Here is a 23401-nt window from a genome sequence, read left to right as displayed (position 1 = left end):
AATTTAGAGAGAAAATTATACTCATTAAAAGATTGTTCAATATAAAACGGTAAAATTACTCTATGAGAGTGCCTGGTTAATAACTTAAAAGCAAAAAAAAGCTTACAAAGCAAAAAGCATTATAAAAAAGAGAAGGACTACTTAGGTAACGTTTTATGATATAATTATATAGATTAAGCATAACGGAGGAAGTTATGGATTTAATTACTACCCATCACAATATGGATTTTGACGGTTTAGCGTCAATGGTTGCTGCGGGAATTTTATATCCCCAGGCAAATCTTCTTTTGCCGGCCAAGGTTTTGCCGGCAGTGGAGGAATTTCTTGCTCTTTACAAAGATAGTTTAAAGATTCAGAAAAAAATAACTACGCCCCGAGATGTCAAAAGGCTAATCCTGGTGGATAGTTCGGAACTTTCTCGCTTTTCTCATATCCGACATTATCTAAACAAAAATTTGAAAATTATCCTTTATGACCATCATCCTTTAGCTCCCGATTTAAAGCCTTATCTTGCAGAAAAAGTTGTAAAGCCTACGGGAGCGACTGTTACCCTGTTAATCCAGAAATTAAAAGAATCGGGGGTAGAGATTTCTTCGGTTGAAGCCACGGTTATGGCTTTGGGAATTTATCAGGATACGGGAGGTTTGTTATATCCCTCTACGACCAAAGAAGATATTGAAGCGTTAGCCTATTTATTTAATTTTGGGGTTAACTTGGAAGTAGTGAACCGATTTATAAAAAGACCGCTTTCCAGGGAACAGGAATTTTTGTTAAAAGAACTTTTAAATAATGCTGTCACCGAAGAAAGCAAGGGCTTTTTTTACCTTGCCACCTGGGCCAGAACCGATGATTATTTACCCGGGCTGTCTTTTATGGCCAGCTATTTAATGGAAATGCACCGGCCGGATGTCCTTATCATGGCCGTGCAAATGGGCAAAACGGTGCATTTAGTAGGACGTTCTACCAAGGAAGAGATTGATTTACGTTCAATTTTATACGGTCTTGGGGTCAAAGGACACCCGCAGGCGGTTTCTTTGACCCTGAAAGATAGGGATGTTCAGGAAGTTTTAGAAATAGCCTTAAAATTACTTAATAATTTTAAGATTCCCGCAAAGACCGTTAGAGAAATTATGAGCTGGCCGGTGAAATTTGTTACTGTGGAAAATACCGTGGAAGAAGCGCGAAAAATTATGGTTCGCTACGGCCATTCGGGGTTACCGGTGCTGGAGGGGGATAAGTTAGTTGGGATTATTTCTCGAAGAGATGTCGATAAAGTTATCCACCATAACTTAGGACATGCTCCGGTTAAAGCTTACATGAGTAAAAATCCTGTAACTATTGAACCTGAAGCGTCCCTGGAAGAAGCATTAAGACTTTTAATAAAGCATGATATTGGCCGCTTGCCGGTGGTAGAAGGAGGAAAGTTAATAGGGATTATTTCCCGGACGGATCTTTTAAAGCAGTATCACCGACCGGAAGAATTAAGGCCCCATAAAACCCTTTACCGGGAAGGAAGTTTTGAGGTAAACTTAAAGAAGCTTTTGGATGAAAATATTTCCCCGGAAGGTCAGGAGCTAATCAACATCGTCGGCAAATGGGCAAGTCAACTTGGCATGCGGGTATTTTTAGTTGGGGGAATTGTGCGGGATTTACTTTTAGGTCAAAAACAAAAGGATTTAGATATTGTGGTGGAAGGGGATGCTCTTGTTTTAGCTCAAGAAGTGGGTAAAACTCTTTCGGCAATCAAGTTTATTCCCCATGAGCGTTTTAAGACCGCCTCGATTATCCTGAAAAACGGGCAAAAGATAGATTTTTCAACTTCCCGGGTGGAATTTTACCAGCATCCTGCCGCATTACCGGATGTGGAAGTTTCCACTATTAGAGAAGATTTATACCGGCGGGACTTTACCATTAACTCCATGGCTATAGAAATAACCTACGGTCATATCGGTGAACTTTTTGATCCCTTTGGAGGGCTTTTGGATTTAAAAGAAGGGATTATAAGGGTTTTACATAACTTAAGCTTTGTGGAAGATCCTACGCGCATTTTAAGGGCACTTCGTTTTTTAGGTAGATTTAACTTTAAACTCGAAGAAAACACCGAAAAGCTTTTGATTGATGCTATTGCCGGTGGATTTTTAAACTTAGCTTCTCCAGCAAGAATCCTGTACGAATTAAAACTTATCTTTACCGAAAAAGATATTTTAAAAATCCTTAAATTTTTAAAGCATTACGGTATTTTTCAGGAAGTTTTTCCAAAAGCTTCTTATGAAGAAGATTTTTTAAAACGTTATTTCAATTATACGGTGGAATATTTGCGGTTACTAAAGGAAACGAAGATTTCCTGGCTGCACGGGGTAATGGGGGTTTATGCAAAAAATTTAGAGGGAATTGAGGAGTTTATAAAAAAATATCCTTTAACGGGAGAAGAAGAAGAAGTTTTAAGACAGGGAGCTTCAGGAATTGACGAAGCCTTAATACTTTTATCTCTTCCCCGGGAGGTAAAAGGGCAGGAAATATTCGAAACTTTAACGAAACTTCCACCGGAAGGTTACTGGGCTTTATATTTGTTACTGGATAGATTCCGGGCCAGAGAGCGATTTAAAAAGTATTTCGAAGAACTGAGATTTATTAAGCCCGAAATTACCGGCGAAGATTTAAAAGCTTTGGGTTTAAAGCCCGGTCCCCTGTACCGAGAAATTTTACATAAAATAAAAATGTTAAAAATTGATGGGGTTTTAAAAAATAAAGATGAGGAAATTTTGTATGTTAAGCAAAATTATTTTTAAGGAGAGTTGCCATGGATAGTTTTTTTGGGTTTTTAAGAGTTCCTTCATTGTACGATTTGGGGGTGATGCTTCCGGGGATAATCGTCGGCTTAACCATTCATGAATTCAGTCATGCTCTGGTTGCTACAAGCCTTGGAGATGATACTCCCCGGAGGGAAGGAAGGTTAACTTTATCACCCTTTTCCCATGTCGATCCGGTAGGGTTTTTGCTACTTTTAATTGCCGGATTTGGCTGGGCAAAACCGGTTCCCGTCAATCCTTACAACTTTCGGGGTGACCCGCGTAACGGTATGGCTTTGGTGGCCTTAGCCGGACCTTTATCCAATTTTGTGCTGGCTTTTATTATCGTTCTTTTCCTGGCTTTCGGGGGGATAAATCTTCCCTATGCTTGGGAAATAGGCATTACTGCGGTAGCGATAAACGTATCTCTGGGGGTATTTAACCTTTTACCGGTTTTTCCGTTAGACGGGGAAAAGATCTTTAATCGTTTTTTTTCTTACGAAATCCGGAAGTTTATGGTTAGCTATGGTCAGGTAATACTCCTTTTATTACTTCTTACCGGTGCCATATCCTTTGTTTTACAACCGATTACGCGGTTTATCTTAAATGTTTATTTTGCACTTTTTAAGTTTTTGGCAGGATAGGAGGATTAAAGGATATCATGGAAAAAATCGTATTAAGCGGGATGAGACCAACGGGGAGGCTTCACTTAGGCCATTTACTGGTGCTCGAAAACTGGGTTAAATTGCAAGAGGAAGCTAAGTGCTTTTATATGATTGCCGACTGGCATGCTTTAACTACCGAATATGAAAATACCGATGAAGTTTTACAAAATATTGAATACTTAGCTTTGGATTTTCTTGCTGCGGGCATTGACCCGGAAAAATCAGCATTGTTTGTGCAATCGGAAATAAAGGAGCATGCGGAGTTGGCTCTTTTGTTTGGTATGTTTACTCCCCTTTCGTGGTTAGAGCGGGTTCCCACTTATAAGGACCAAAAGGAAAAGCTTGGAGAAATGGGGAAAGATTTAAATACTTACGGTTTCTTGGGGTATCCCTTACTGCAAGCAGCGGACATTTTAATTTACCGGGCAAATTTAGTGCCGGTAGGGGAAGACCAGCTTCCCCATTTAGAGCTTACCCGGGAGATTGCCCGGAGGTTTAACTATCTTTACGGCAGTGTATTTCCCGAGCCGCAGGCGGTGCTTCATACCGTTCCGTTGCTACCTGGGATTGATGGCCGGAAGATGAGTAAAAGTTATAAAAATGAAATTGCTTTATCCAGCACGCCGGAGGAAGTTTCTGAGCAGGTGAGAAATATGATTACCGACCCGGCAAGGGTTCGGAAAACCGATCCCGGGCACCCCGAGGTTTGTGTGGTGCATACTTACTATCAAGTTTTTTATCCGGAAAAAGTAGCCGAAATAGAAGAACAGTGCCGAACTGCAGGAATAGGATGTGTGGCCTGCAAAAAACAATTGGCTGTAAAAATTAACGAAATTTTAGAACCCTTAAGGGAAAGAAGGCAGGAATTTTTAAAAGGCAAAAAGTATCTTGAAATCTTAGCGGAAGGGCAGGCAAAGGCGAGCCGGGCAGCTAAGGAAACAATGATGGAAGTCCGGGAAAAAATGAAGCTGAGGTAAGCTGTATGTATAAGATTGTCCTGCCGGTTTTTGAAGGACCGTTAGATTTACTGCTCCATTTAGTGGAAAAAAATAAAATCGATATTTATGATATTCCCATTGCGGAAATTACGCGGCAGTATCTTTGGTATTTAGAGCAGTACCAGAAGCACAACTTGGAAATAAAAAGTGAGTTTTTAGTAATGGCCAGCCATCTTTTATATTTAAAAGTAAAAATGCTGTTTGGACAGAAAGAGGAGGAGGAAGACCCGCGGACCGAACTGGTGGAGCGGCTGGTAGTTTACCAGAAGTTCCGGGACATAGCCCAGTATTTAAAAGAAATTAAGGGAAACTTTCCCAACGTTTACCGCCGGAAAGTTAACGTTGAAGAGTTATTAAAAATGTATTCGGAGCGTGAGCTGAAAGCGATTCCTTTAAAAAAACTTACCGAAAGTTTAAACCAAATCTTGCTGCGCCTTGAAACTTCGCCAAAACCAATTACCTTACCGGAAAAGGAATATACCATAGAAGAAAAGATGGGGGAAATTTTGAGGTGCTTACTTCGGCAGGAAAAAGCTCTTCCATTCTCCCAGCTTTTTACCCGGGTGGAAAGTAAAAGGGAAGCGATTATCTTATTTTTAGCCCTATTGGAGCTTTTGCGCCAGGAAGTGGTGGATGCTTGGCAGGTGAAAAACGATGGAGAAATCTGGATACGGTATGTCGGTTCTGTTTCCAATTAACCTTGAAGGGGCTTTAGAAGCGCTTCTTTTTGTAAGTCCGGAACCCTTATCCCTGAAAAAAATTGCCCAGGTCTTAGAATTATCCTTAGAGGAAGCAAAAGAAATAGTTTTGCGGTTACAGGAAAAACTCGAACAGGACCAGCGGGGAATAATGCTGCATTTTTCCGGGGAGGAGGCCTGGCTTACCACCCGCCCGGATTTTTCCGTTTATATAGAAAGGCTTTTTAAGCCTCCGGCCCAGCATTTAACCCAGGCGACTCTGGAAACCCTGGCCATTATTGCTTATAAACAGCCGGTTACCAGAACGGAAATTGAACTTATCCGGGGAGTAAAAGCCGATAGTTCTATCGCCACTCTTTTAGAAAAAGGCCTTATTGAAGAGGCGGGACGGAAAGATGCTCCCGGTCGTCCCATTATTTACAGGACCACTGCCAAATTTTTGGAGTTTTTTGGCTTAAAAAGTCTCGATGAACTGCCACCTTTAAATTTGGAGAATGAAGCGGTAAATGATGGAAATAATAATTTTGAGGAGTAATTTGGTAAAAGAGGTGGCAGTTATTGGAGTTCGGTATATATTTTGAATCTATTGAAGATGTGGAAATTAATCTCGTTTTTCGGCTTTTTTTTGGGCTTTTGAATTTTGAAGTTGCCCTGCCTTTACCGGAATTTACCGAACGTTTGGGAATAAAAATTCCGGTAGTGGGGCATTTTATTTTTTTTAACCAGAAAGCGGTTAAAAAAACGACAAAAGTGCAAAAGTCCCGGGAAAAGGTAACTATATTTCTTAAAACCTGCTGGGATTACCTTAAACTTTTTGACAAAACCAATCTTTATTTTCAAAAAGGGTTAATAATTAAAAAACTATCTGTAGAATTAAGCCCGGGTCTGAAAGATCCCTTTTATTTTGGTATAGTTTCGGGGATGTTGTATTCGTTATTTGGAACTCTTTATGCCCTTTGTGCCCGGCGTTTTAAAAAAGTAGAGCAATTTTTTTTAAATATAGACCCCAGCCTGGGAATCAGGTTTTCGTTAAAATTATCTCTTTTGATAGAAATACCCTGGTATCATTTACTGCTAACTGCCACCTACTTATTTTTCCTTTTCCTGAAACAAAAAATAAAAGGTATATTCAGGCAACCTTTGGTACAAATTAAAGGGGAAAAGTAAATTGGAGGTGGAGGAAAAATGGAAACTCAGCATCATCCCATTGAAAGTTTAATGAAAACAGCTATGGAAAGTATAAAGGAAATGGTAGATGTAGATACGGTGGTGGGAAGCGCCGTAGAAACTCCCGATGGCAGCGTGATCATTCCCGTATCCAAAGTAACCCTGGGCTTTGCTGCTGGGGGAAGTGAATTTTCCGCCGGCGAAGGAAAGGACAAATCTTTACCCTTTGGAGGTGGCAGCGGTGCCGGCGTTTCGGTGCAACCGGTGGGTTTTTTGGTAGTGGGGCAGGGACAAATTCGCCTGTTACCGGTAGATACCAATGCTTTGGTGGATAAGCTTATAGACCTGACCCCGGAACTTTTGGCAAAAATCCAGAACTTTGTCAGTAACAACCGCAAAAAACCCGACCTCCCCATCGAAACCTTCGAAACCCCAACCGCCTAATTCAGGGACGGTTCTTATATTTGCGTCCATACGCCAAAAAGAGGGACGGTTCTTATATTTGCGTTTAAACGCCTAAAAAAAGAACCGTCCCTTTTTTTGCTATTTTATATTGAAAAAATTAAGAAGATAATGTATATTTTAGGCAAAAAGGAGGAAAAACATGCCAAGAGCTGCAAGAGTTCACATTCCTGGAGGAACATATCATCACCCGCGGCAATAATAAAAATCCGATTTTTATAAAGAATGAAGATTATCTGGTATTTTTAAATATTTTAAATGATAGGTGGAAAAAGTATCCTATTAGAATATATGCTTTTGTCTTAATGCCAAATCACGTTCACTTTTTAGTAGAAATTGATGATTTTCCGTTGGCAAAACTTTTTCAACCAGTATTTACTGCCTATGCAATTTATTTTAATGCTACCTATAAAAGAATAGGCCATGTTTTTCAGGACCGTTTTAAGTCTTATTTAATTGAAGATGATGATTATTTGCATGAAGTTTTTCGATACATCCTTTTAAATCCAATTAGGGCCGGTATTTGCGAAGATTTGGATGATTATCCTTGGAGTAGCCATCCGGGATTTATAAATTTGGAAAAGGCTTGGCCTTTTGTAGATTTTCGAATTTTTAATTATTTTGGTAATGACGAAGAAGGGATAAAAGCCTATCGTGCCTATTTAGGAAATTGGATAGAAGCGGAAATATACACCCGACAAGATGAAGATGAGAATCTAAGATTATTTCAAGCGAATTATCTTATTAAACAAACCTGCCAAAAATTTGAAATTACCTATGATGATTTACTTTTTGCCCGAAGAAAAGAAAAAGCAATTATAGCCCGAGGATATTTTGGGGAAATGGCAAAAGAAAAATTTAAGTTGCCTTTAAAGGAAATTGCTGAATCGTTAGGTATTAATTACTGGGCACTTAATAGAGGCATAAAAAAACGAAAAGATTTAAAAATTGAATAAATAAACGCCTAATTTGGGGACGGTTCTTATATTTGCGTCTATACGCCAAAAAAAAGAACCGTCCCTTTTTTTGGTGTTCTAACGGGGGAGGGGGGTGAATAGGATAGTAGTACAAGCCTGGGGAGGAGAGAAAGATGCTGAATTATCTGTGGGGAGGAATGGTGCTTCTTGGGTGTATGGCGGCTTTTTGGCAGGGAAAGCCGGAGCTAATAGTTAAAGCGGCTTTAGAGGGGGCCAAGCTTGCGGTAGATACAGCTTTTGGGCTTGTAAGCATTATTACCTTTTGGCTGGGAATAATGCGCATCATGGAGGAAAGCGGCATAGTAGAAAAACTCTCAAAGGCCATGGCTCCCTTAATTCGCCTGCTTTTTCCGGAGATTCCACCGGGACACCCGGCGGAAGGTGCGATTCTTTTAAATTTAAGTGCCAATATTTTGGGTTTAGGGAACGCAGCCACCCCCTTTGGTTTAAAAGCGATGGAAGAGCTTGCCTGCTTAAATCCGCAAAAAGATACCGCAAGTCGAGCAATGTGCACTTTTCTTGCTTTAAATACTTCCGCCATAACATTATTGCCCGTCACGATCATTGGACTTCGTCAGAAATTTGGGTCGCTTAATCCTGCTGATATCGTAATTCCGACTTTTTTAGCAACCTTAATAGGATTTACCGTGGCGTTAATTGCCGATTACTTTTTTAAAAAATCAAGGTGGTAAAATGATTATAAAATTAGGCAATTGGCTTTTACCGTTAATCTTGTTTTTTGTGATATTTTACGGTATGTTAAAAAAAGTAGAGGTTTATGAATCTTTCCTGGAAGGAGCAAAGGACGGCTTTAATACCGCCATCCGGACTATCCCTTATCTTGTAGGGATGGTAGTGGCTATAAATATTTTTTTTGAATCCGGGGCTTTAAAAGTATTAGCGTCAGGGCTAAATCCGCTTTTAAATAAACTTGGCATTCCAGCGGAGGTCCTGCCTCATGCCCTTTTAAGGCCCCTTTCCGGTGGTGCGGCCTTAGGGGTAGCAGCCAAGTTAATGGAGCAGTATGGCCCGGATAGTTTAATTGGACGAATGGTATCAACAATGCAAGGGAGCAGTGATACTACTTTTTATGTATTGGCCCTTTATTTTGGTTCTGTTGGCATTAAAAAATTTAGTTATGCTCCCTATGTTGGATTAATTGCCGATTTTACAACTTTTCTTGCCTCGGTCTTTGTTGTAAAAGCCTTTTTTGGCACTTAATGTTAATTTTTTCGGGGATAAGGTATGAAGAAACAGACAAAAGGTTTAATTGTTTATTTAATTGTAGGCGCATTAACGGGTGGCATGTTATTTTGGGCTTTTGGGGAGCTTACTGAAGTAATTTTTACTTCCCGGAAAAGTTTTGTCTGGGACGAAATTATTCTAAAAAAGGTTCAGGCAATTTACTTTCCCGGAATTTTACCATTGATGAAAGGCATCACTTTCTTAGGTTCCATTGGTTTTTATATGATGCTGGTACCGGTGATTTCTTACTTTTTTTACCTGAAAAGACGTTATGATAGCCTTACGGCCTTTTTAGGAAGCTTCATTGGGGCCTCGGTCTTAAATTATGTCTTAAAGCTTCATTATTTAAGATTAAGACCAACGCTGTACTTTAAAATATCGGAAAGTGGCTACAGTTTTCCCAGTGGACATGCTATGATCAGCATGGCAGTTTACGGAATGTTTTTTTACCTTTTGGCCAAAAATAACTTTCCCCTCCCCAAAATTTTGCTTCTTATTCTGGGAATCGGCTTTCCTCTTTTAATTGGGTTTAGCCGAATTTACCTGGGGGTTCACTGGCCCACAGATGTTTTAGGGGGATTTATTGCCGGTTTATTTTGGCTTATTGTAACAATAATAATAACGGAAATTTTATTTTGGAAAAAAAGGTGATAATATGGAAAGGTTACAAAAATATTTAGCCCGGGCTGGAGTTGCAGCCCGCCGGGATGCCGAGCAGCTCATTTTAGCGGGCCGGGTAAAGGTAAACGGCAAAGTGGTAAAAGAGCTGGGATTTAAAGTAAGTGATAGGGACGTGGTGGAGGTTGACGGGCGAATTGTTAAGCCGGAAAAACTCGTGTATATTTTAATGTATAAACCAGCAGGTTATATCACCACCGTGGACGACCCCTTTGGCCGCCCCACGGTTTTATCGTTACTGGCGGGTAAGGTAAAAGAACGGGTCTTTCCGGTGGGAAGGCTTGATATGAATACCGAAGGGCTTCTCATTTTGACGAATGATGGCGATTTGGCGATGGCCCTTACCCATCCCAAGCACCGGGTCCCCAAAACTTATCTGGCTTTAGTCCGGGGTACACCCAACCGGGCCAAATTAAAAGAGTTAGAACAGGGCGTCCTTCTGGAAGATGGCTATACCGCTCCTGCCAAAGTAAATTTTAAAAAACCTGAGGGGAAAAACAGCTGGATTGAAATTACCATTCACGAGGGGCGCAAGCGCCAGGTACGGAGGATGTTTAAAAAAATTGGCCACCCGGTTTTAAAATTAATCCGTACGCGCATCGGCTTTTTAACCGGATATGGCCTGAAAAAAGGTAGTTTTCGCTATTTAACTCCTGCGGAGGTTTTAAAACTAAAGCGTCTTGCCAATTCTAACCGTGGGTGATTGAGGCCCTTTCGGTGTGAGGATTCCATTTTTCTACATGTCTTCCGCCAAAGTCGGCTAAGATATTGGCTGCTTCGTTTACTTTTTCTTTTTCGGTTTCGATTATTACTACCACTTCGTTATTTTTTAAGGCTTTTTTTATTTTTCTTACCTTGCTTTCGGTAAATCCTAAAGGCAAAAGAGCTTTAAAAAGCCCCTTTTTAGCAAGCTCATTGGAAATTGGGCCGGCCAGGGCAACTTTGCCGACACCGGGAACTTCAGCTAACGGCATTTCGACTAACTGACCATGAAAATCATGAAGCATACCTATTTCACCGGTACCGGTGATTTCCTCGGCATATTCTTCATTGAATTTTTGCACTGTATACTGGTTTACCGGGCAGATCAAAGAAATATGGGAGTTTGCGAGGCGAGCATTGGTAATAAAATCAATGGCCCGTTCGGTTTGTTCCAGGGATTTAAAATAAGCAATAATAACTTCTTTCACGGTATCCCTCCTTAAACGACTTTTTTATAGCTTTTGTCAAATTACCTGAGGATAATGTAAAAATCCCGGCAGGATTTTTCAGGAAAAAAGCGAATACCAAATGGCAAGGAGGGAAAAGGATGAAGAATGAAATTCTTGCCAGGGTAAGATTTGATTATAAAGCAAGCGGCAAAACAAAATTTCTTTTTGGTGGGAAAAGCTCCGATAAAATGGCGGAAGAACTTCGGGAAAGTCAGGTAGCTAAACTAAGAAATCTTCCTTTTCAAGGGATTACCGTTGAAGATATTGACATAAGCATTGACATTTATACAGTATTTGATGAACTCACCAATGCCGAGGTTTCCTATGCGCCGGTTTTGGTAACTTTAAAAGCCGATAGCTTGGAAGATTTAATTCGCTTTGTGGCCACCGAGGAGTTTAAAAAAATTGAAATTTTTGAACCACAGGAACTGGTTTTAAGCAAAGGTGAGGCCGAGAAAATGATTTTCCGTTTGGTTGAAGAGATAAATCGCTTAAGAGAATTTATTGAAAAGAAATATTTGGGGAAGTAAGATGAAAAGGACAATAGTAATTGGAGGGGGAGCCGCCGGGATGATGGCGGCTTTATCTGCCTCTGGACAGGTTTTATTAATCGAAAAAACCGATTCTCTCGGTAAAAAACTCTGCCTTACGGGAAACGGGCGGGGAAACATTACTAATATTACACCAATAAATACCTTTCCCGAGTATTATCACAATGGAAAATTTCTCAAAAAGGCTTTATTTACTTTTACCAATGAAGATTTAATGGCTTTTTTCATTAAAAATGGACTTAAATTAAAGGTGGAAGAGAAAAAGGTTTTTCCTGCTTCCGATAAAGCAAAGGATGTTGTAAAGTTACTTGAAAAATTATTAAAGAAAAAAGGCGTGGAAATTTTATATAAGCAAAAGGTAAAAGATATTCTGGTTAGAGATGGGCAGGTTTTAGGTGTTAGAACGAAAGATGGGCTATATTATGCTGCTAAAGTCATAGTTGCCACCGGCGGGGCTTCTTTTCCCCAAACCGGAAGTTCCGGCGATGGCTTTGAGCTTTTAAGTAAATTGGGACATAACATTATTTCCCCAAGACCTGCCCTGGTTCCGTTAAAGCTTTTAGAAAAAGTCGCAGAGTTAAGCGGGATAACGGTAATGGATGTGAATTTAGCATTGTTTTCTTCGGGGAAAAAAATTAAAGCCAGGAGAGGCCCCTTGCTTTTTACCCACTTTGGCCTCTCGGGCCCTACGGTGTTAAATTTAAGCTGTTATCTACCGTTAAATTTTTCCGAAGCCAAGATAAAAATTGATTTTTTCCCGGAATATTCTGTGGATGAATTAAAAGAAAAAATTATTTCCAATGGAAATAAAACCCTTAAAAATGCTCTTCCCGGAAAACTTCCCGAGAAACTTCGGGAGTGGTTACTTAACTATTTCGGGCAAAATCCGAAGGCGGTGGTTTACTCCCTTTCTCCTAAGGTAATTACTAAAGTTTCCCAAGCTTTAAAAGGAACCTTCTTTAATCTTACCGGAACAATGCCGTTAGAAACTGCCTACGTTACCGCCGGAGGAGTAGATGTTAAGGAAATAAATCCTTCCACCATGGAGTCTAAGCTTATCAAAGGAGTTTATCTTGCCGGAGAGATTATCGACTGTCACGGAGAAACCGGGGGCTTTAATCTTCAGATGGCTTTTTCTACCGGGTTTTTAGCAGGAAAAAGTTAAAAATGAATTGGTTTAAACGGTTTTTACGTGTATAATTGTTTTTGAAAGTTATGTAAGGAGGAAGGGGTAATATGCCAAATGTTGGCAGTAAAAAGGCTGCCAAAGCAGCCTTAATGATGGCTTTAACCGAAACGCGGGAAGAAGAAAAGGAGTTAAAAATAAAGCTTGCCGAAGAAAATATCCGGGCAGCCGCGGTTGACTACGGGGGGGATTTTATCTCCGCTGTAAATAAAATTGTTGAGCGGGCGGTAGTGGCAGCTAAACGCGAAGGGGTTATCAAAGAAACCCATGCCGATGAAGGGGCGATTGCCGGTGCTACCCGGGAAGCTATCTCCCAGTTAATGACCAAGGCTTTAGGGTTAAATGTAGGTGGTAAAATAGGTATTGCTCGTTTTCAGGACCACGTTGCGGTGGCGGTATTTTTTGGTGTCGGTTTGCTGCACTTAGATGAAGTGGGGGTTGGTCTTGGTCACCGGGCAGTTCCCTGATAAGGAGGGATATTTTTGCTAAAAGGCATCCGGGGTGCGATAACGATTGAAAGAGACCGGCCCGAAGAAGTAGCAAAAGCTACCCGGGAGCTGCTGGAGACTATTTTTAAGGAAAACAACCTGACAGTAAATAATGTGGTGGCGGCATTATTTACCCAGACCAGGGATATCGTTTCCGCTTACCCTGCTAAAACTGCCCGGGAATTTGGCCTAAATGAAATTCCCTTAATGTCAGCGCAAGAGCCAGATGTGATAGGCGGAATGCCCAGGGTTATAAGGGTTTTGCTTTTTGTTGATTTAGGGGCTGATGAGAATGTTAAGCATGTATACTTAAAAGAAGCAGCAAAGTTACGGGAGGATCTGGCTTAATTTGAGGTACGAGAAGGTGTTGAAAATTGCTGTTACTGATTGACAACTACGATTCCTTTACCTATAATCTTGTTCAATACTTTCAAATGCTTGGAGAAGCGGTTACGGTATACCGAAACGATAAGATTACCGTTGAAGAGATCAGGGCTTTAAATCCCGACTATATTGTTATTTCTCCCGGTCCCTGTACTCCCAGTGAGGCGGGGATTAGCCTGGAGGTAATTAAAAATCTTTACCGGTATCCTATTTTGGGGGTTTGCCTTGGGCATCAGGCGATAGGGCAGGTATTTGGGGGAAAAGTAGTAAGAGCTGCCCGGCCAATGCACGGAAAAACATCGCCCATTTACCATGATGGTAAAACGATTTTTAAAGGGATACCTTCTCCCTTTTTAGCTACCAGGTATCATTCGCTTATCGTTGAGTTGCCGGAGGAAACGGAGCTGATTGTTTCGGCAAAAACTGCTGAAGGTGAAATTATGGGTTTAAGACATAAAGATTATCCCGTTGAAGGGGTACAGTTTCATCCCGAAGCAATCCTAACCGAGTATGGTCTTGTCCTTTTAAACAATTTTTTAGAGGTTTACCGCAAGGGAGTGGAATAATGGAGCTTAAAGTTAGCCGCAAATCCAAACCAGAAAAAACAATTGTTAAAGTTTCAAATATAGAAATTGGTAGCAGCAAGCCGGTAATTATTGCCGGCCCCTGTGCGGTAGAAGGTGAAGAGGAGTATCTTAAAGAAGCTTTATTTTTAAAAGAAGCGGGAGTGCAGATTTTAAGAGGCGGTGCTTTTAAGCCCCGGACTTCTCCCTACACATTTGCCGGACTGGGGGAAGAGGGGCTGAAAATTTTAGCCAAAGCCCGGGAAATAACCGGTATGCCCGTGGTTACCGAAGTTTTAGACCCGCGGGATGTGGAAATAGTAGCGCAATATGCCGATATTTTGCAGATTGGCAGCCGCAATATGCAAAATTTTACCCTGCTTAAAGAAGTGGGTCTTATTAATAAACCCGTATTATTAAAACGGGGTTTAGCAGCAACTTTAAAGGAATGGTTGTTGGCGGCAGAATACATTGTTTCTGCGGGCAACGAACAGGTAATTTTATGCGAGCGGGGAATTAGAACCTTTGAGGATTACACCCGAAATACCTTTGACCTGGCGGGCATGGTCGCTGCTCTTGATTTAACCCACCTTCCGGTTATTGCTGACCCATCCCATGCTACCGGACGCAGGGAGCTGGTAAGTAGGGTGGCTCTGGGAGCAATTGCTGCCGGAGCTGACGGTATAATGGTTGAGGTCCATCCCGAACCGGTAAAAGCTCTATCCGATGGCCAGCAATCCCTGGACTATAAAGAGTTTCAAAATTTAATAACGATGGTTAAAAGGTTTATCAGCCAAAGCGCATAGCTTTTGGCTTTTTTTAAAATATAAAAGGGGGAGCGGTAGGATGGTTCGTAAAGCTTTAGAAAACTTAAAACCTTACGTGCCGGGAAAGCCGGTAGAAGAGGTTGAACGGGAGCTCGGGATAACCAATATTGATAAACTTGCTTCCAATGAAAACCTCTGGGGCATTTCGCCTAAAGTTGCTGCAGCCATTAAAGAAGCGGTGGATAAGGTAAATTATTATCCCGACGGCGGGGCTTTTCGTTTGAAAGAAAAGATTGCGGCAAAATACGGAGTTATACCGGATAACATTATCCTGGGGAATGGGTCAGACGAACTAGTAATGTTTTTAGCGATGGCCTTAATTGACCCGGGGGATGAAGCGGTAATGCCGGTGCCGAGCTTTCCCCGGTATGAACCGGTGGTCACAATGATGAATGGAATTGCCCGGGAAATTCCCTTAAAAGAACACCGGCTGGATTTAAAAACAATGGCAGAGGCGGTAAATGAAAAAACCAGGCTTGTTTATCTCTGCAATCCCAACAACCCTACCGGTACTTATATAACGAAAGGTGAGCTGGAGGAATTTTTGGAAAGAGTACCGGAGAAAGTAGTTGTGGTTTTAGATGAAGCCTACTTTGAGTTTGCCCGGCTTTTTAACGATTATCCCGATGGCTTAAATTATTTTAAAAAACGGCCCAATACGGTGGTGTTAAGGACCTTTTCCAAAGCGTATGGCCTGGCCGGTCTCAGGGTCGGTTACGGCTTTGCTCCTGAGAATTTAGCCAAGGCAATTAATAGCTTGCGCCCGCCTTTTAACGTAAACTTTTTAGCGCAGATGGCTGCTGTAGCTGCTTTGGATGACGAGGAGTATGTAAGGGAAGTGGTTAAAAATACCGATGAGGGGAAAAAGTTTCTCTATCAGGAGTTAATTCGGATGGGGCTTTCCTACATTCCTTCGGCTGCCAATTTTTTAATGATTAAAACCGGAAAGCCTTCGGCATTAGTGTTTAGGGAATTATTAAAACGGGGGGTAATTGTCCGTTCCGGGGATATTTTTGGGATGGACGATTGGATTAGAGTAACGGTGGGTACACCTGCTCAAAACGCGCGCTTTCTCAATGAACTAAAAGCGGTGCTGGAAATTTTATAAAGGGGTTTTGGTATGAAAAAAATAACTGCTGTCAAAAAAGGTTTAAAAGGCCAGGTAACGGTACCAGGGGATAAATCCATTTCCCACCGGGCGTTAATCTTAGGAGCTTTAGCGGAAGGAATAACGGAAATCGAAAACTTTTTGGTCGCTCAGGATACTCTGGCCACTTTAAATTGTCTAAAAAAGTATGGAGTTAGAATTGAGCGTAAAGACGCTTTTGTCAGAATTTTTGGTTCAGACCAAAACTTTTCCGAACCGCAGGATGTTCTTGATGCCCAGAATTCCGGGACCACTATAAGGCTTTTATCCGGGGTTGCGGCTACCTTTCCTTTTGTTTCGGTATTCACCGGAGATGCTTCCCTGCGGCGCCGCCCGATGAAGCGGGTCTTAGAGCCTTTAACGCAAATGGGAGCCATGGTGTTGGCGCGGGGCCAGGGAGATTATGCGCCCTTTGCAATAAAGGGAGGAAAACTTCGGGGGCAGGATTTTATCTTAAAAAAAGCCAGCGCCCAGGTGAAATCGGCGTTACTTCTGGCGGGACTTCGGGCAGAGGGTAATACTTCGGTGACCGAGCCGCAATTGTCCCGGGACCATACCGAAAGAATGCTGGTTGGTTTTGGGGCAAAAATAAAAAGGGAAGGACTTAGAGTAGAAATTTCCGGCGGACAGAAACTTTTAGGGCAGAAGGTGGTTGTTCCCGGAGATTTTTCGACCGCTTCCTTTTTTATTGTGGCGGCTTTAGTTGTTCCTGACAGTCACTTAATTATTAAAAATGTAGGTTTAAATCCAACCCGAACCGGTCTTTTAACGGTTTTAAAAGAAATGGGGGCAAATATTCAAATCCTGAATTTTCACGAAAATAGCGGTGAGCCCGTAGGGGATTTAGAAGTTAAATACTCTCCTTTAAAAGCCGTTGAGGTTCCTCCGGAAATTGTTCCGGCCATGATTGATGAATTTCCGATTTTAGCGGTTGCTATGGCTTTAGCTTACGGTAAAAGCCAGGTACGGGGAGCCGAGGAGTTAAGAGTGAAGGAGTCGGACCGGATTAAAAGCATTGTTTCCGAGTTTAGCAAAATGGGTGTAGCGGTTAAAGAGCTTCCCGATGGCTTTATAATAAGCGGTGGCAACAAAATTCTGGGAACAACCGTTGATTCCCACCATGACCACCGGATTGCCATGAGCCTGGCGGTTTTGGGGTTAACCGCCGCAGGGACTACGGAAATCTTAAATGCGGAAGCTGTTGCCATTTCTTATCCCGAGTTCTTTCAACAGTTATCAAAATTAACCGAAGGAGCGTAATCCAATGCGGATTGCCATTGACGGACCGGCAGGAGCAGGGAAAAGTACCGTAGCCAAAATCTTGGCCAAAAAGCTTGGCTTTACCTATTTGGATACGGGAGCTATGTACCGGGCAGTTACGGTGTTATTTTTAGAAAACAACCTTTCTTTGGCAGATGAAAACGGGATTAAGAGGCTACTGGAAAATGCAGATATAAAAATTATTCCCGGGGATGAGGGCCAGAAAATTCTTTTAAATGAAAGAGATGTAACGGACCTAATCCGGACTCCTCAAGTTTCCGAATTAGTGGCCAAAGTTTCGGCCCTTCCCGAAGTGCGGGAGTATTTAACGGAACTTCAGAGGAAAATTATCGCCAAAGGTAATGTGGTAGCCGATGGACGGGACATTGGCACCGTGGTGATGCCCGAGGCGGAAGTAAAAATTTTCTTAACCGCCTCGGCCGAGGAGCGCGCCCGGCGGCGACACCGGGAACTGCTGGCCAGGGGGTATGAGGTAAGTTATGAAGAGGTTTTCCGGGAAGTGCTAAAGCGGGATGAGTTAGATACTACCCGGGAAATTTCGCCGTTAAGAAAGGCGGAAGATGCAATTTTAGTGGATACTACAGGGCTTAAAATTGAAGAAGTGGTGGCAAAACTTTTAGAGATAATCGGGAGGAAACAAGATGTTTTATAGGTTTGCCCGTATGGTTGCCCGCTGGTTTATGATAATTTTTAAAGGGATGAAAGTTGAAGGACTGGAAAATGTACCGAAATCCGGACCTTACCTGGTCGTTGCCAATCATGAAAGTTACTTTGATCCGGTGGCGATTGGTTGTGCTTTACCCCATCAGGTATATTTTATGGCTAAAAAAGAGCTGTTCGATATTCCTGGCTTTGGCCTGCTTTTAAAAAAGCTGGGGGCTTTTCCGGTTAAAAGAAATGAAGTTGATTTAACGGCGGTAAAAACGGCTTTAAAGTATTTAAAAGAGGGTAAAGTGGTGGGGATCTTCCCCGAAGGAACCCGGCTAAAAACTTTAGGGGAGTTTCACGAAGGGGCAGCGGCTTTAGCTTTAAAAGCTTCCGTGCCGATCTTACCGGTAGGCTTAAAAAATACCCGCGGATTTAAACGTTGCAAGGTTGTTATTGGGAAGATAATTAGCGAACTTCCTTATGATAAAAACGAATTGGAGAAAGGGGCCAGGTTTTTACGGGAAAAAGTAAAAGAGCTTTTGTAAGGAGCGTTCTGGATGGAAATCATAGTTGCGCAAAATGCCGGTTTTTGCTTTGGGGTTAAAAGAGCTATTGAAACGGCGCAAAAGGCTGCCGAGAATAACAATCCTGTTTATTCTTTGGGTCCGTTAATTCATAACCCTCAGGAAGTGGAGAGATTAAAAAATGCGGGAATAATTCCCATCGAGGAAATTGGAGAGGGAAATGGCAAAACCATTATCATTCGTTCCCATGGCACCACTCCGGAAAAGTTACAGGAAATAGTTGAGAAAGGTTACGTGGTGGAGGATGCCACCTGTCCTTTTGTCAAAAAAGCCCAAATTTTGGCCCAAAAGCTTACCAATGAAGGTTATCAGGTGGTGGTGGTCGGAGATAAAAAACATCCCGAAGTGCAGGGAATAGTAGGCTGGAGTGGTTACAAAGCTCTGGTGGTGGAAAATCCCGAGGAAGCCGCCCGGCTTCCTTTTTACCCTAAAATTGCAGTAATAGCCCAGACTACCCAGAAAAGCGAAAATTTCTGGCAGGTAGTTGAGGTGATAAAGAAAAAAGGCGGAGAGGTAAAACCGTTTAATACCATTTGCCATGCTACCCAAACCCGCCAGGAAGAAAGTCGCAAGCTGGCTACGGAAGTGGAAGTGATGTTGGTAGTTGGCGGCAAAAATAGTGCCAATACCAAAAAATTAGCCCAAATTTGTGCCGCCACCAATACTCCTACTTACCTGGTAGAAGAAGCTTCGGAAATAAAGCCCGAGTGGCTTGCCGGTAAAGCAAAAGTTGGGATAACTGCCGGAGCCTCTACTCCGGCCTGGATTATCGAGGAGGTTAGAAAAAAAGTGGAGCAGATGGCGTCACTGGAACAGGCTCTTTTGGAGATAAAACCGGTTAAGGAAGGGGAAATTGTTAGGGGAAATGTGGTTAAGGTTTTGGAAAAGGAAGTATTAGTCGATATTGGAACCAAAGGGGAAGGGGTAATTCCTTTAGAGGAAATTACCTGGTACCGTATCGAGCGTGCCCGGGAGGCGGTAAAGGAAGGGGAGGAGTTTCCCGTTCTGGTTTTAAAGGAAGATGAGGAAGGAAAGATAATCTTATCCCGCAAAAAAGCTTTGGAGATATTAGCAGAAGAAAAACTTTTAGAATGGCAGAAAAATAAAGTACCGGTTACCGGTAAAATTGTGGAAGTGGTTAAAGGTGGAGTTTTGGTTGATATTGGAGTTAGAGCCTTTTTACCAGCTTCTTTAATAGCTTTAAATTATGTGGAAGATTTAGAAGCCTTAAAAGGGGAAGAAATTACCGCTTATGTCATTGAAGTGGATTTAGCTAAAAGGCGGGTAGTTTTGGACCGGAAAAGTTACTTAAAAGAGCAAGAAGTAAAAACCAAAAAAGAAAGAATTGCTTCGCTAAAAGAAGGGAGCAAAGTTAAAGGAAAGGTTACCAAAATCATGCCTTTTGGGGCTTTCGTTGACCTCGGAGGTTTTGATGGATTGCTGCGGGCGCAGGATATCAGCTGGCAGCGCAATGTCCGGCCAGAAGAGCACTTACAGGTGGGACAGGAACTGGAAGTGGTAGTTTTAGAAGTAGACCAGCACAACCTGAAAGTAAACCTGGGTTTAAAGCAGCTAACTCCCGATCCCTGGCAGAAAATCCCCGATGAATTAAAAGAAGGAGCGGTTGTGGAAGGGACGGTGGTTAAAGTTTTACGCCACGGTTTAATCTTGGAGCTTTTTCCGGGTATTGAAGGCTATCTTCCGGCCCGGGAAACCGAGGCCGAAAACGAGCCTTTAATGAAAAAGTATCAGGTTGGGCAGAAAATGGAGGTAAAAATTTTAACCTTAAAGCCGCTGGAAAAGAAGATGACCCTTTCCCAAAAAGAGGCTTTACGGGAAAAAGAAAAAGAGCAATACCAAAAAGAATTTGCGGAGGAAGAAAATCTGACCTTTAGCCTGGGGGAAATTTTAAAAGGAAAACTAAAAGAAGTATAAAAACCCGCATTGGGGCTAACTCTATTAATGAGTTAGCCTTTTTATTTTGTCATTTAAGAGGGAGTGAGAAGCAGAATGTTTTCTCTGGGAACCATTTTATTGGTAATTTTAGTTGCCTTAATCTTTTTTGGACTTATGCACCGGGTGTTAGACAGGATGAAGCTTACCGACCGGGAAGCACTGGTGTTAATTGGTTTAATGATTGTCGGAAGTTTTCTTGACTTAACTTTACTACGAGGACGGATAACCTTCTCCTTAAATTTAGGGGGCGGAATTGTTCCCCTATTCATAGCCGGGTACTTACTTTCCAAGGCGGGTTCCAGCAAAGAATGGGTGCGGGCTGCAGTAGGTTCGGTGGTGGCGGCAGTTGCGGTTTACTTTGTAACGGCAGTTTTAATGCGGGGAAATGTGGAGCCGGCGGGGCGTTTTGAAATCATAGACCCTTTATATGTTGCTCCAATTGTGGCGGCAGTGGTGGGATATTTAGCGGGCCGGTCGCGGCGGGGAGCTTTTATTGCTGCAACCGTTGGCTTAATTTTAAACGATTTATTCCATCTTTTTTATCTCATAACCACCAATACTCCGGGACGAGTAGATTTGGGTGGCGGTGGGGTGTTTGACGGAATCGTGGTGGCAGGGATTTTAGCAGTAATTTTGGCGGAAGTGGTAGGGGAAACCAGGGAAAGGCTTCAAGGTGGACCTGCTACGGAAAAGAGGGATCCAAAGCTTTTAGAGGGGTTAAAAAATCCTGAACCGGAACTTACCAGTAGTTTAGGAATCACCGGGGAGGCGAAGGAAAATGAAAATAAGAACAATTAATTTTTTACCCCTGCTTGGAATTTTACTGATACTTTTATTCCCTCTACCGGTTTACGGAGAAAGGTATTTTACTTCCGAATTAAATAATGAGCTTGCGGAACACAGCGGTAATTTTTACGTAACCATCTATGATGAAAAGGGCCGGGTGTTGGATAAAATGGCCCGGCAGGTAGCCGCAGGGGATGAAATTATCACGGAAGATGACCGGCATTACAAGATAACCCGGGTGGACCATGATAGGGCTTACGCCCGGTATCTGGGAGAAGACCGAACTTTGTTGGGTTATAAAGAATATTTTGAGCGGGTTGTTTTACCTGCCGGGGTTACGTCCGAGAGAAAAGGTATCGTGGCCATGTACCATACCCATAGCGATGAAGCGTATCAGCCCTCCGATGGAAAGGCAAATATTCCGGCCCGGGGTGGTATTTACAAGGTTGGTGCAGCCTTGGCCGATAAGCTCAGCCGGATGGGAGTAAAGGTAGCTTATGATCGAACCCCCCATGATCCCCACGATGCAAACGCTTACCACCGTTCCCGGCGAACGGCGGTGCGTTTAATGAAAAAACGGCCGATAGCAATTTTAGACGTTCACCGGGATGCGGTACCCGACCCGGATTTTTATGAGAAAAATATTCAGGGGCAAAAGGTAACCAAAATCCGTTTGGTGGTGGGCCGGCAAAATCCGCAAATGGCTGCGAATCTGGATTTTGCCCGGAAGATGAAAGCTTACGTTGATAAAACCCATCCGGGGTTAATTAAAGGCATCTATATAGGTAAGGGCAACTACAATCAGGATTTAATGCCTACCGCTCTTTTAATTGAAGTGGGAACCCACACCAACAAACGGTATGAAGCGGAAAAAGGGGTCCGGTTATTTGCCGATGCTATTCCGAAAGTCCTGGGAGTGGCTACTTCAATACCCGGAACCCAGGGAACTACGCAAGGAGTGCGAAGCGACATTGCCAAATCTCCCGGAGCATGGCGAAACTTTTTCATCGTTCTTATAGCTGCTTTAATCTTAGGTGGTGCTTTCTTACTCATAAGTACCGGAAGTATAAGCGGGGCGAGAGAGCGGCTTGGGAGTTTTATTTCCCGGGAGGTAACAAGCAGTATGTTACCCCGGCGGAAGGAAAAAACAAAGAAAGAACAAAAGGATGAGGAAACAAAATAAGAAAAGGCGGGATGGAGGGGTGCTCCTCTCCATCCTGCTCCGGTTAAAGGGGAGAGAAGATGAAAATAATTTACCACTGCTACGGTGGCGCCCATTCTTCGGTAATAATGGCGGCAATCCATTTGGGCCATTTGCCGATGGAGCGCATACCGGGAAATAAAGAAATTATGGAGATGCCCCTTTACGAAAAACAGGAAAAGGAAGAACACGGCTCTTTTTTTTATTGCGGTCAGGATGAATTCGGCAATGAGGTATACGTACTGGGGCGAAGATCGCTAAATTTGGTAGTGGAACCGGTTTTAAACTACCTTGCGGCAAAGTTTGGTGAAAGGATTGTTGTGGTAAATGCCGTTACTTATGTTAATTTTCCGATGAAATTGGGCGGATTTCTTTCAAGACGGTTAAAGTTGGTTTTTATAGGAAGGCCGCTGGTCCTCTGGGGTACGCGTAAAGCTTATCTTAAATTTACCGCAGAAGTAAGAAAAATTAAGGGGAGTTTCCATGCTAATAATCCTATGCCGTAGCACGTTAGTTTTAAAGGAGATTGGAAGTTTTTTTTTAAAAGCTCACCGGATTTAAAACGAAATATTTTGTATAAGCTTGGAGAGTTGTTTGAAATTGAAGTTTTAGCCATATCGACCTTTGAAGATAGTCTTTTAAAAACTATCGTTGATAATTTTCTAGAACTAATCGCTAAAAAAAATCAGGTAATGGCCCTGGACTTAAATCCTTATTTTACGAAGTTAGAGCTTTTTTACTGGCGGTTTAATCTTTGGGGCTTTCGGGAAAAAAAGCGGGACGATATTATTGAGTAAATTGCTAAGTTGAGAGAACCGCGCCAAATAAGGTATAAACACAAACCCAAAAATAAAATTACCCCAAAGTAGGGCGAAAAACAGCGGTTTTAAGGAGCAGGAACAAAAGATA

28 protein-coding genes are annotated in these 23401 nt (G+C 42.3%); 27 read left to right on the top strand and 1 reads right to left on the bottom strand.

Features of this window, described 5'->3' with window-relative positions; all coding sequences use genetic code 11:
* Nucleotides 1-194: 194 nt before the first annotated feature.
* The 12 genes from ciss_RS03005 to ciss_RS02950 all read left to right on the top strand — a co-directional run bounded on the left by ciss_RS03005 (nt 195) and on the right by ciss_RS02950 (nt 10382).
* Entirely contained in the window at nt 195-2789 is a 2595-nt protein-coding gene (locus ciss_RS03005) for a CBS domain-containing protein (protein ID WP_075864838.1), read from the top strand.
* An 11-nt stretch (nt 2790-2800) separates the two neighbouring features.
* The gene (locus tag ciss_RS03000; protein ID WP_075864837.1) at nt 2801-3433 is read left to right on the top strand and encodes a site-2 protease family protein; all 633 of its coding nucleotides are present in this window, start codon (nt 2801-2803) and stop codon (nt 3431-3433) included.
* A 17-nt stretch (nt 3434-3450) separates the two neighbouring features.
* Entirely contained in the window at nt 3451-4431 is a 981-nt protein-coding gene (trpS, locus tag ciss_RS02995; RefSeq protein WP_075864836.1) for a tryptophan--tRNA ligase, read from the top strand.
* A 5-nt stretch (nt 4432-4436) separates the two neighbouring features.
* Nucleotides 4437-5150 carry a segregation and condensation protein A gene (locus tag ciss_RS02990; protein WP_075864835.1) on the top strand — a complete coding sequence of 238 codons (714 nt, stop codon included), beginning with the start codon at nt 4437-4439 and terminating at the stop codon, nt 5148-5150.
* Complete coding sequence (gene scpB, locus ciss_RS02985; RefSeq protein WP_077177410.1) at nt 5107-5685, top strand: SMC-Scp complex subunit ScpB; 579 nt, start codon at nt 5107-5109, stop codon at nt 5683-5685. The genes ciss_RS02990 and scpB overlap by 44 nt, the downstream gene beginning before the upstream one ends.
* A gap of 23 nt (nt 5686-5708) precedes the next feature.
* Entirely contained in the window at nt 5709-6317 is a 609-nt protein-coding gene (locus tag ciss_RS02980; RefSeq protein WP_075864833.1) for a hypothetical protein, read from the top strand.
* 18 nt (nt 6318-6335) lie between these two features.
* Entirely contained in the window at nt 6336-6761 is a 426-nt protein-coding gene (ytfJ, locus tag ciss_RS02975) for a GerW family sporulation protein (protein WP_075864832.1), read from the top strand.
* Nucleotides 6762-6931: 170 nt separating this feature from the next.
* The gene (locus ciss_RS02970) at nt 6932-7735 is read left to right on the top strand and encodes a transposase (protein ID WP_080503664.1); all 804 of its coding nucleotides are present in this window, start codon (nt 6932-6934) and stop codon (nt 7733-7735) included.
* Between the two features lie 134 nt (nt 7736-7869).
* Nucleotides 7870-8448, top strand: a complete 579-nt coding sequence (locus tag ciss_RS02965) for a nucleoside recognition domain-containing protein (RefSeq protein WP_075864830.1) — start codon at nt 7870-7872, stop codon at nt 8446-8448.
* A 1-nt stretch (nt 8449) separates the two neighbouring features.
* Entirely contained in the window at nt 8450-8977 is a 528-nt protein-coding gene (locus tag ciss_RS02960; RefSeq protein ID WP_075864829.1) for a spore maturation protein, read from the top strand.
* A gap of 24 nt (nt 8978-9001) precedes the next feature.
* Complete coding sequence (locus ciss_RS02955) at nt 9002-9652, top strand: phosphatase PAP2 family protein (protein WP_075864828.1); 651 nt, start codon at nt 9002-9004, stop codon at nt 9650-9652.
* A gap of 4 nt (nt 9653-9656) precedes the next feature.
* Entirely contained in the window at nt 9657-10382 is a 726-nt protein-coding gene (locus ciss_RS02950) for a pseudouridine synthase (RefSeq protein ID WP_075864827.1), read from the top strand.
* Here the strand turns inward: ciss_RS02950 and ciss_RS02945 are convergent.
* Nucleotides 10369-10869, bottom strand: coding sequence for a hypothetical protein (locus ciss_RS02945; RefSeq protein WP_075864826.1), 501 nt, complete (start codon nt 10867-10869; stop codon nt 10369-10371). The two genes, ciss_RS02950 and ciss_RS02945, sit on opposite strands and share 14 nt — an antisense overlap.
* A 119-nt stretch (nt 10870-10988) precedes the next feature.
* Between ciss_RS02945 and ciss_RS02940 the strand changes: the two genes are divergently transcribed.
* The 15 genes from ciss_RS02940 (at nt 10989) to ciss_RS02870 (ending at nt 23289) form a co-directional block, all read left to right on the top strand.
* On the top strand, nt 10989-11420 hold the full coding sequence (locus tag ciss_RS02940) for a hypothetical protein (protein WP_011344827.1): 432 nt from the start codon (nt 10989-10991) through the stop codon (nt 11418-11420).
* A 1-nt stretch (nt 11421) separates the two neighbouring features.
* Complete coding sequence (locus ciss_RS02935; RefSeq protein ID WP_075864825.1) at nt 11422-12606, top strand: BaiN/RdsA family NAD(P)/FAD-dependent oxidoreductase; 1185 nt, start codon at nt 11422-11424, stop codon at nt 12604-12606.
* Nucleotides 12607-12677: 71 nt separating this feature from the next.
* Nucleotides 12678-13094: a HutP family protein gene (locus ciss_RS02930; protein ID WP_075864824.1), complete on the top strand. Its 417-nt coding sequence runs from the start codon at nt 12678-12680 to the stop codon at nt 13092-13094.
* A gap of 15 nt (nt 13095-13109) precedes the next feature.
* A complete protein-coding gene (gene aroH, locus ciss_RS02925) occupies nt 13110-13463 on the top strand; it encodes a chorismate mutase (protein WP_075864823.1) in 354 nt (117 codons plus the stop codon).
* A gap of 26 nt (nt 13464-13489) precedes the next feature.
* Nucleotides 13490-14065: an anthranilate synthase component II gene (locus ciss_RS02920; RefSeq protein WP_075864822.1), complete on the top strand. Its 576-nt coding sequence runs from the start codon at nt 13490-13492 to the stop codon at nt 14063-14065.
* Complete coding sequence (gene aroF, locus ciss_RS02915) at nt 14065-14868, top strand: 3-deoxy-7-phosphoheptulonate synthase (protein ID WP_075864821.1); 804 nt, start codon at nt 14065-14067, stop codon at nt 14866-14868. Before ciss_RS02920 ends, aroF begins: the two co-directional genes overlap by 1 nt.
* Nucleotides 14869-14908: 40 nt before the next feature.
* On the top strand, nt 14909-15997 hold the full coding sequence (hisC, locus tag ciss_RS02910) for a histidinol-phosphate transaminase (protein ID WP_075864820.1): 1089 nt from the start codon (nt 14909-14911) through the stop codon (nt 15995-15997).
* A 12-nt stretch (nt 15998-16009) separates the two neighbouring features.
* Entirely contained in the window at nt 16010-17296 is a 1287-nt protein-coding gene (gene aroA / locus ciss_RS02905; protein ID WP_075864819.1) for a 3-phosphoshikimate 1-carboxyvinyltransferase, read from the top strand.
* A gap of 4 nt (nt 17297-17300) precedes the next feature.
* On the top strand, nt 17301-17969 hold the full coding sequence (gene cmk / locus ciss_RS02900) for a (d)CMP kinase (protein ID WP_075864818.1): 669 nt from the start codon (nt 17301-17303) through the stop codon (nt 17967-17969).
* Complete coding sequence (locus tag ciss_RS02895) at nt 17959-18510, top strand: lysophospholipid acyltransferase family protein (RefSeq protein ID WP_075864817.1); 552 nt, start codon at nt 17959-17961, stop codon at nt 18508-18510. Before cmk ends, ciss_RS02895 begins: the two co-directional genes overlap by 11 nt.
* A 12-nt stretch (nt 18511-18522) precedes the next feature.
* Nucleotides 18523-20484 (top strand): bifunctional 4-hydroxy-3-methylbut-2-enyl diphosphate reductase/30S ribosomal protein S1, encoded by a 1962-nt coding sequence (locus ciss_RS02890; RefSeq protein WP_075864816.1) that lies wholly within the window; start codon nt 18523-18525, stop codon nt 20482-20484.
* A 75-nt stretch (nt 20485-20559) separates the two neighbouring features.
* Nucleotides 20560-21303 (top strand): DUF1614 domain-containing protein, encoded by a 744-nt coding sequence (locus ciss_RS02885; protein ID WP_075864815.1) that lies wholly within the window; start codon nt 20560-20562, stop codon nt 21301-21303.
* Nucleotides 21284-22474: a stage II sporulation protein P gene (gene spoIIP / locus ciss_RS02880; protein WP_075864814.1), complete on the top strand. Its 1191-nt coding sequence runs from the start codon at nt 21284-21286 to the stop codon at nt 22472-22474. Before ciss_RS02885 ends, spoIIP begins: the two co-directional genes overlap by 20 nt.
* A gap of 59 nt (nt 22475-22533) precedes the next feature.
* Nucleotides 22534-22998, top strand: coding sequence for a DUF3189 family protein (locus ciss_RS02875; protein WP_075864813.1), 465 nt, complete (start codon nt 22534-22536; stop codon nt 22996-22998).
* Nucleotides 22999-23082: 84 nt separating this feature from the next.
* Nucleotides 23083-23289, top strand: a complete 207-nt coding sequence (locus tag ciss_RS02870) for a hypothetical protein (protein WP_075864812.1) — start codon at nt 23083-23085, stop codon at nt 23287-23289.
* Nucleotides 23290-23401: the final 112 nt, after the last annotated feature.

Source organism: Carboxydothermus islandicus, from assembly GCF_001950325.1.
Classification (GTDB): Bacteria; Bacillota; Z-2901; order Carboxydothermales; family Carboxydothermaceae; genus Carboxydothermus; species Carboxydothermus islandicus.
Note: the sequence above shows the minus strand (reverse complement) of the source record. Positions and strands in the feature narration are given on the sequence as shown.

Excerpts from the sequence above, each read along its gene's own strand:
- ciss_RS02875 (WP_075864813.1), top strand. The coding sequence starts at position 22,534 with ATGAAAATAATTTACCACTGCTACGGTGGCGCCCATTCTTCGGTAATA.
- ciss_RS02955 (WP_075864828.1), top strand. The coding sequence starts at position 9,002 with ATGAAGAAACAGACAAAAGGTTTAATTGTTTATTTAATTGTAGGCGCA.
- ciss_RS02950 (WP_075864827.1), top strand. The coding sequence starts at position 9,657 with ATGGAAAGGTTACAAAAATATTTAGCCCGGGCTGGAGTTGCAGCCCGC.
- aroA (WP_075864819.1), top strand. The coding sequence starts at position 16,010 with ATGAAAAAAATAACTGCTGTCAAAAAAGGTTTAAAAGGCCAGGTAACG.
- ciss_RS03005 (WP_075864838.1), top strand. The coding sequence starts at position 195 with ATGGATTTAATTACTACCCATCACAATATGGATTTTGACGGTTTAGCG.
- ciss_RS02890 (WP_075864816.1), top strand. The coding sequence starts at position 18,523 with ATGGAAATCATAGTTGCGCAAAATGCCGGTTTTTGCTTTGGGGTTAAA.
- ciss_RS02895 (WP_075864817.1), top strand. The coding sequence starts at position 17,959 with ATGTTTTATAGGTTTGCCCGTATGGTTGCCCGCTGGTTTATGATAATT.
- ytfJ (WP_075864832.1), top strand. The coding sequence starts at position 6,336 with ATGGAAACTCAGCATCATCCCATTGAAAGTTTAATGAAAACAGCTATG.
- ciss_RS03000 (WP_075864837.1), top strand. The coding sequence starts at position 2,801 with ATGGATAGTTTTTTTGGGTTTTTAAGAGTTCCTTCATTGTACGATTTG.
- ciss_RS02960 (WP_075864829.1), top strand. The coding sequence starts at position 8,450 with ATGATTATAAAATTAGGCAATTGGCTTTTACCGTTAATCTTGTTTTTT.
- trpS (WP_075864836.1), top strand. The coding sequence starts at position 3,451 with ATGGAAAAAATCGTATTAAGCGGGATGAGACCAACGGGGAGGCTTCAC.
- ciss_RS02930 (WP_075864824.1), top strand. The coding sequence starts at position 12,678 with ATGCCAAATGTTGGCAGTAAAAAGGCTGCCAAAGCAGCCTTAATGATG.
- ciss_RS02990 (WP_075864835.1), top strand. The coding sequence starts at position 4,437 with ATGTATAAGATTGTCCTGCCGGTTTTTGAAGGACCGTTAGATTTACTG.
- scpB (WP_077177410.1), top strand. The coding sequence starts at position 5,107 with ATGGAGAAATCTGGATACGGTATGTCGGTTCTGTTTCCAATTAACCTT.
- ciss_RS02965 (WP_075864830.1), top strand. The coding sequence starts at position 7,870 with ATGCTGAATTATCTGTGGGGAGGAATGGTGCTTCTTGGGTGTATGGCG.
- cmk (WP_075864818.1), top strand. The coding sequence starts at position 17,301 with ATGCGGATTGCCATTGACGGACCGGCAGGAGCAGGGAAAAGTACCGTA.
- ciss_RS02940 (WP_011344827.1), top strand. The coding sequence starts at position 10,989 with ATGAAGAATGAAATTCTTGCCAGGGTAAGATTTGATTATAAAGCAAGC.
- ciss_RS02885 (WP_075864815.1), top strand. The coding sequence starts at position 20,560 with ATGTTTTCTCTGGGAACCATTTTATTGGTAATTTTAGTTGCCTTAATC.
- hisC (WP_075864820.1), top strand. The coding sequence starts at position 14,909 with ATGGTTCGTAAAGCTTTAGAAAACTTAAAACCTTACGTGCCGGGAAAG.
- aroF (WP_075864821.1), top strand. The coding sequence starts at position 14,065 with ATGGAGCTTAAAGTTAGCCGCAAATCCAAACCAGAAAAAACAATTGTT.
- spoIIP (WP_075864814.1), top strand. The coding sequence starts at position 21,284 with ATGAAAATAAGAACAATTAATTTTTTACCCCTGCTTGGAATTTTACTG.
- ciss_RS02935 (WP_075864825.1), top strand. The coding sequence starts at position 11,422 with ATGAAAAGGACAATAGTAATTGGAGGGGGAGCCGCCGGGATGATGGCG.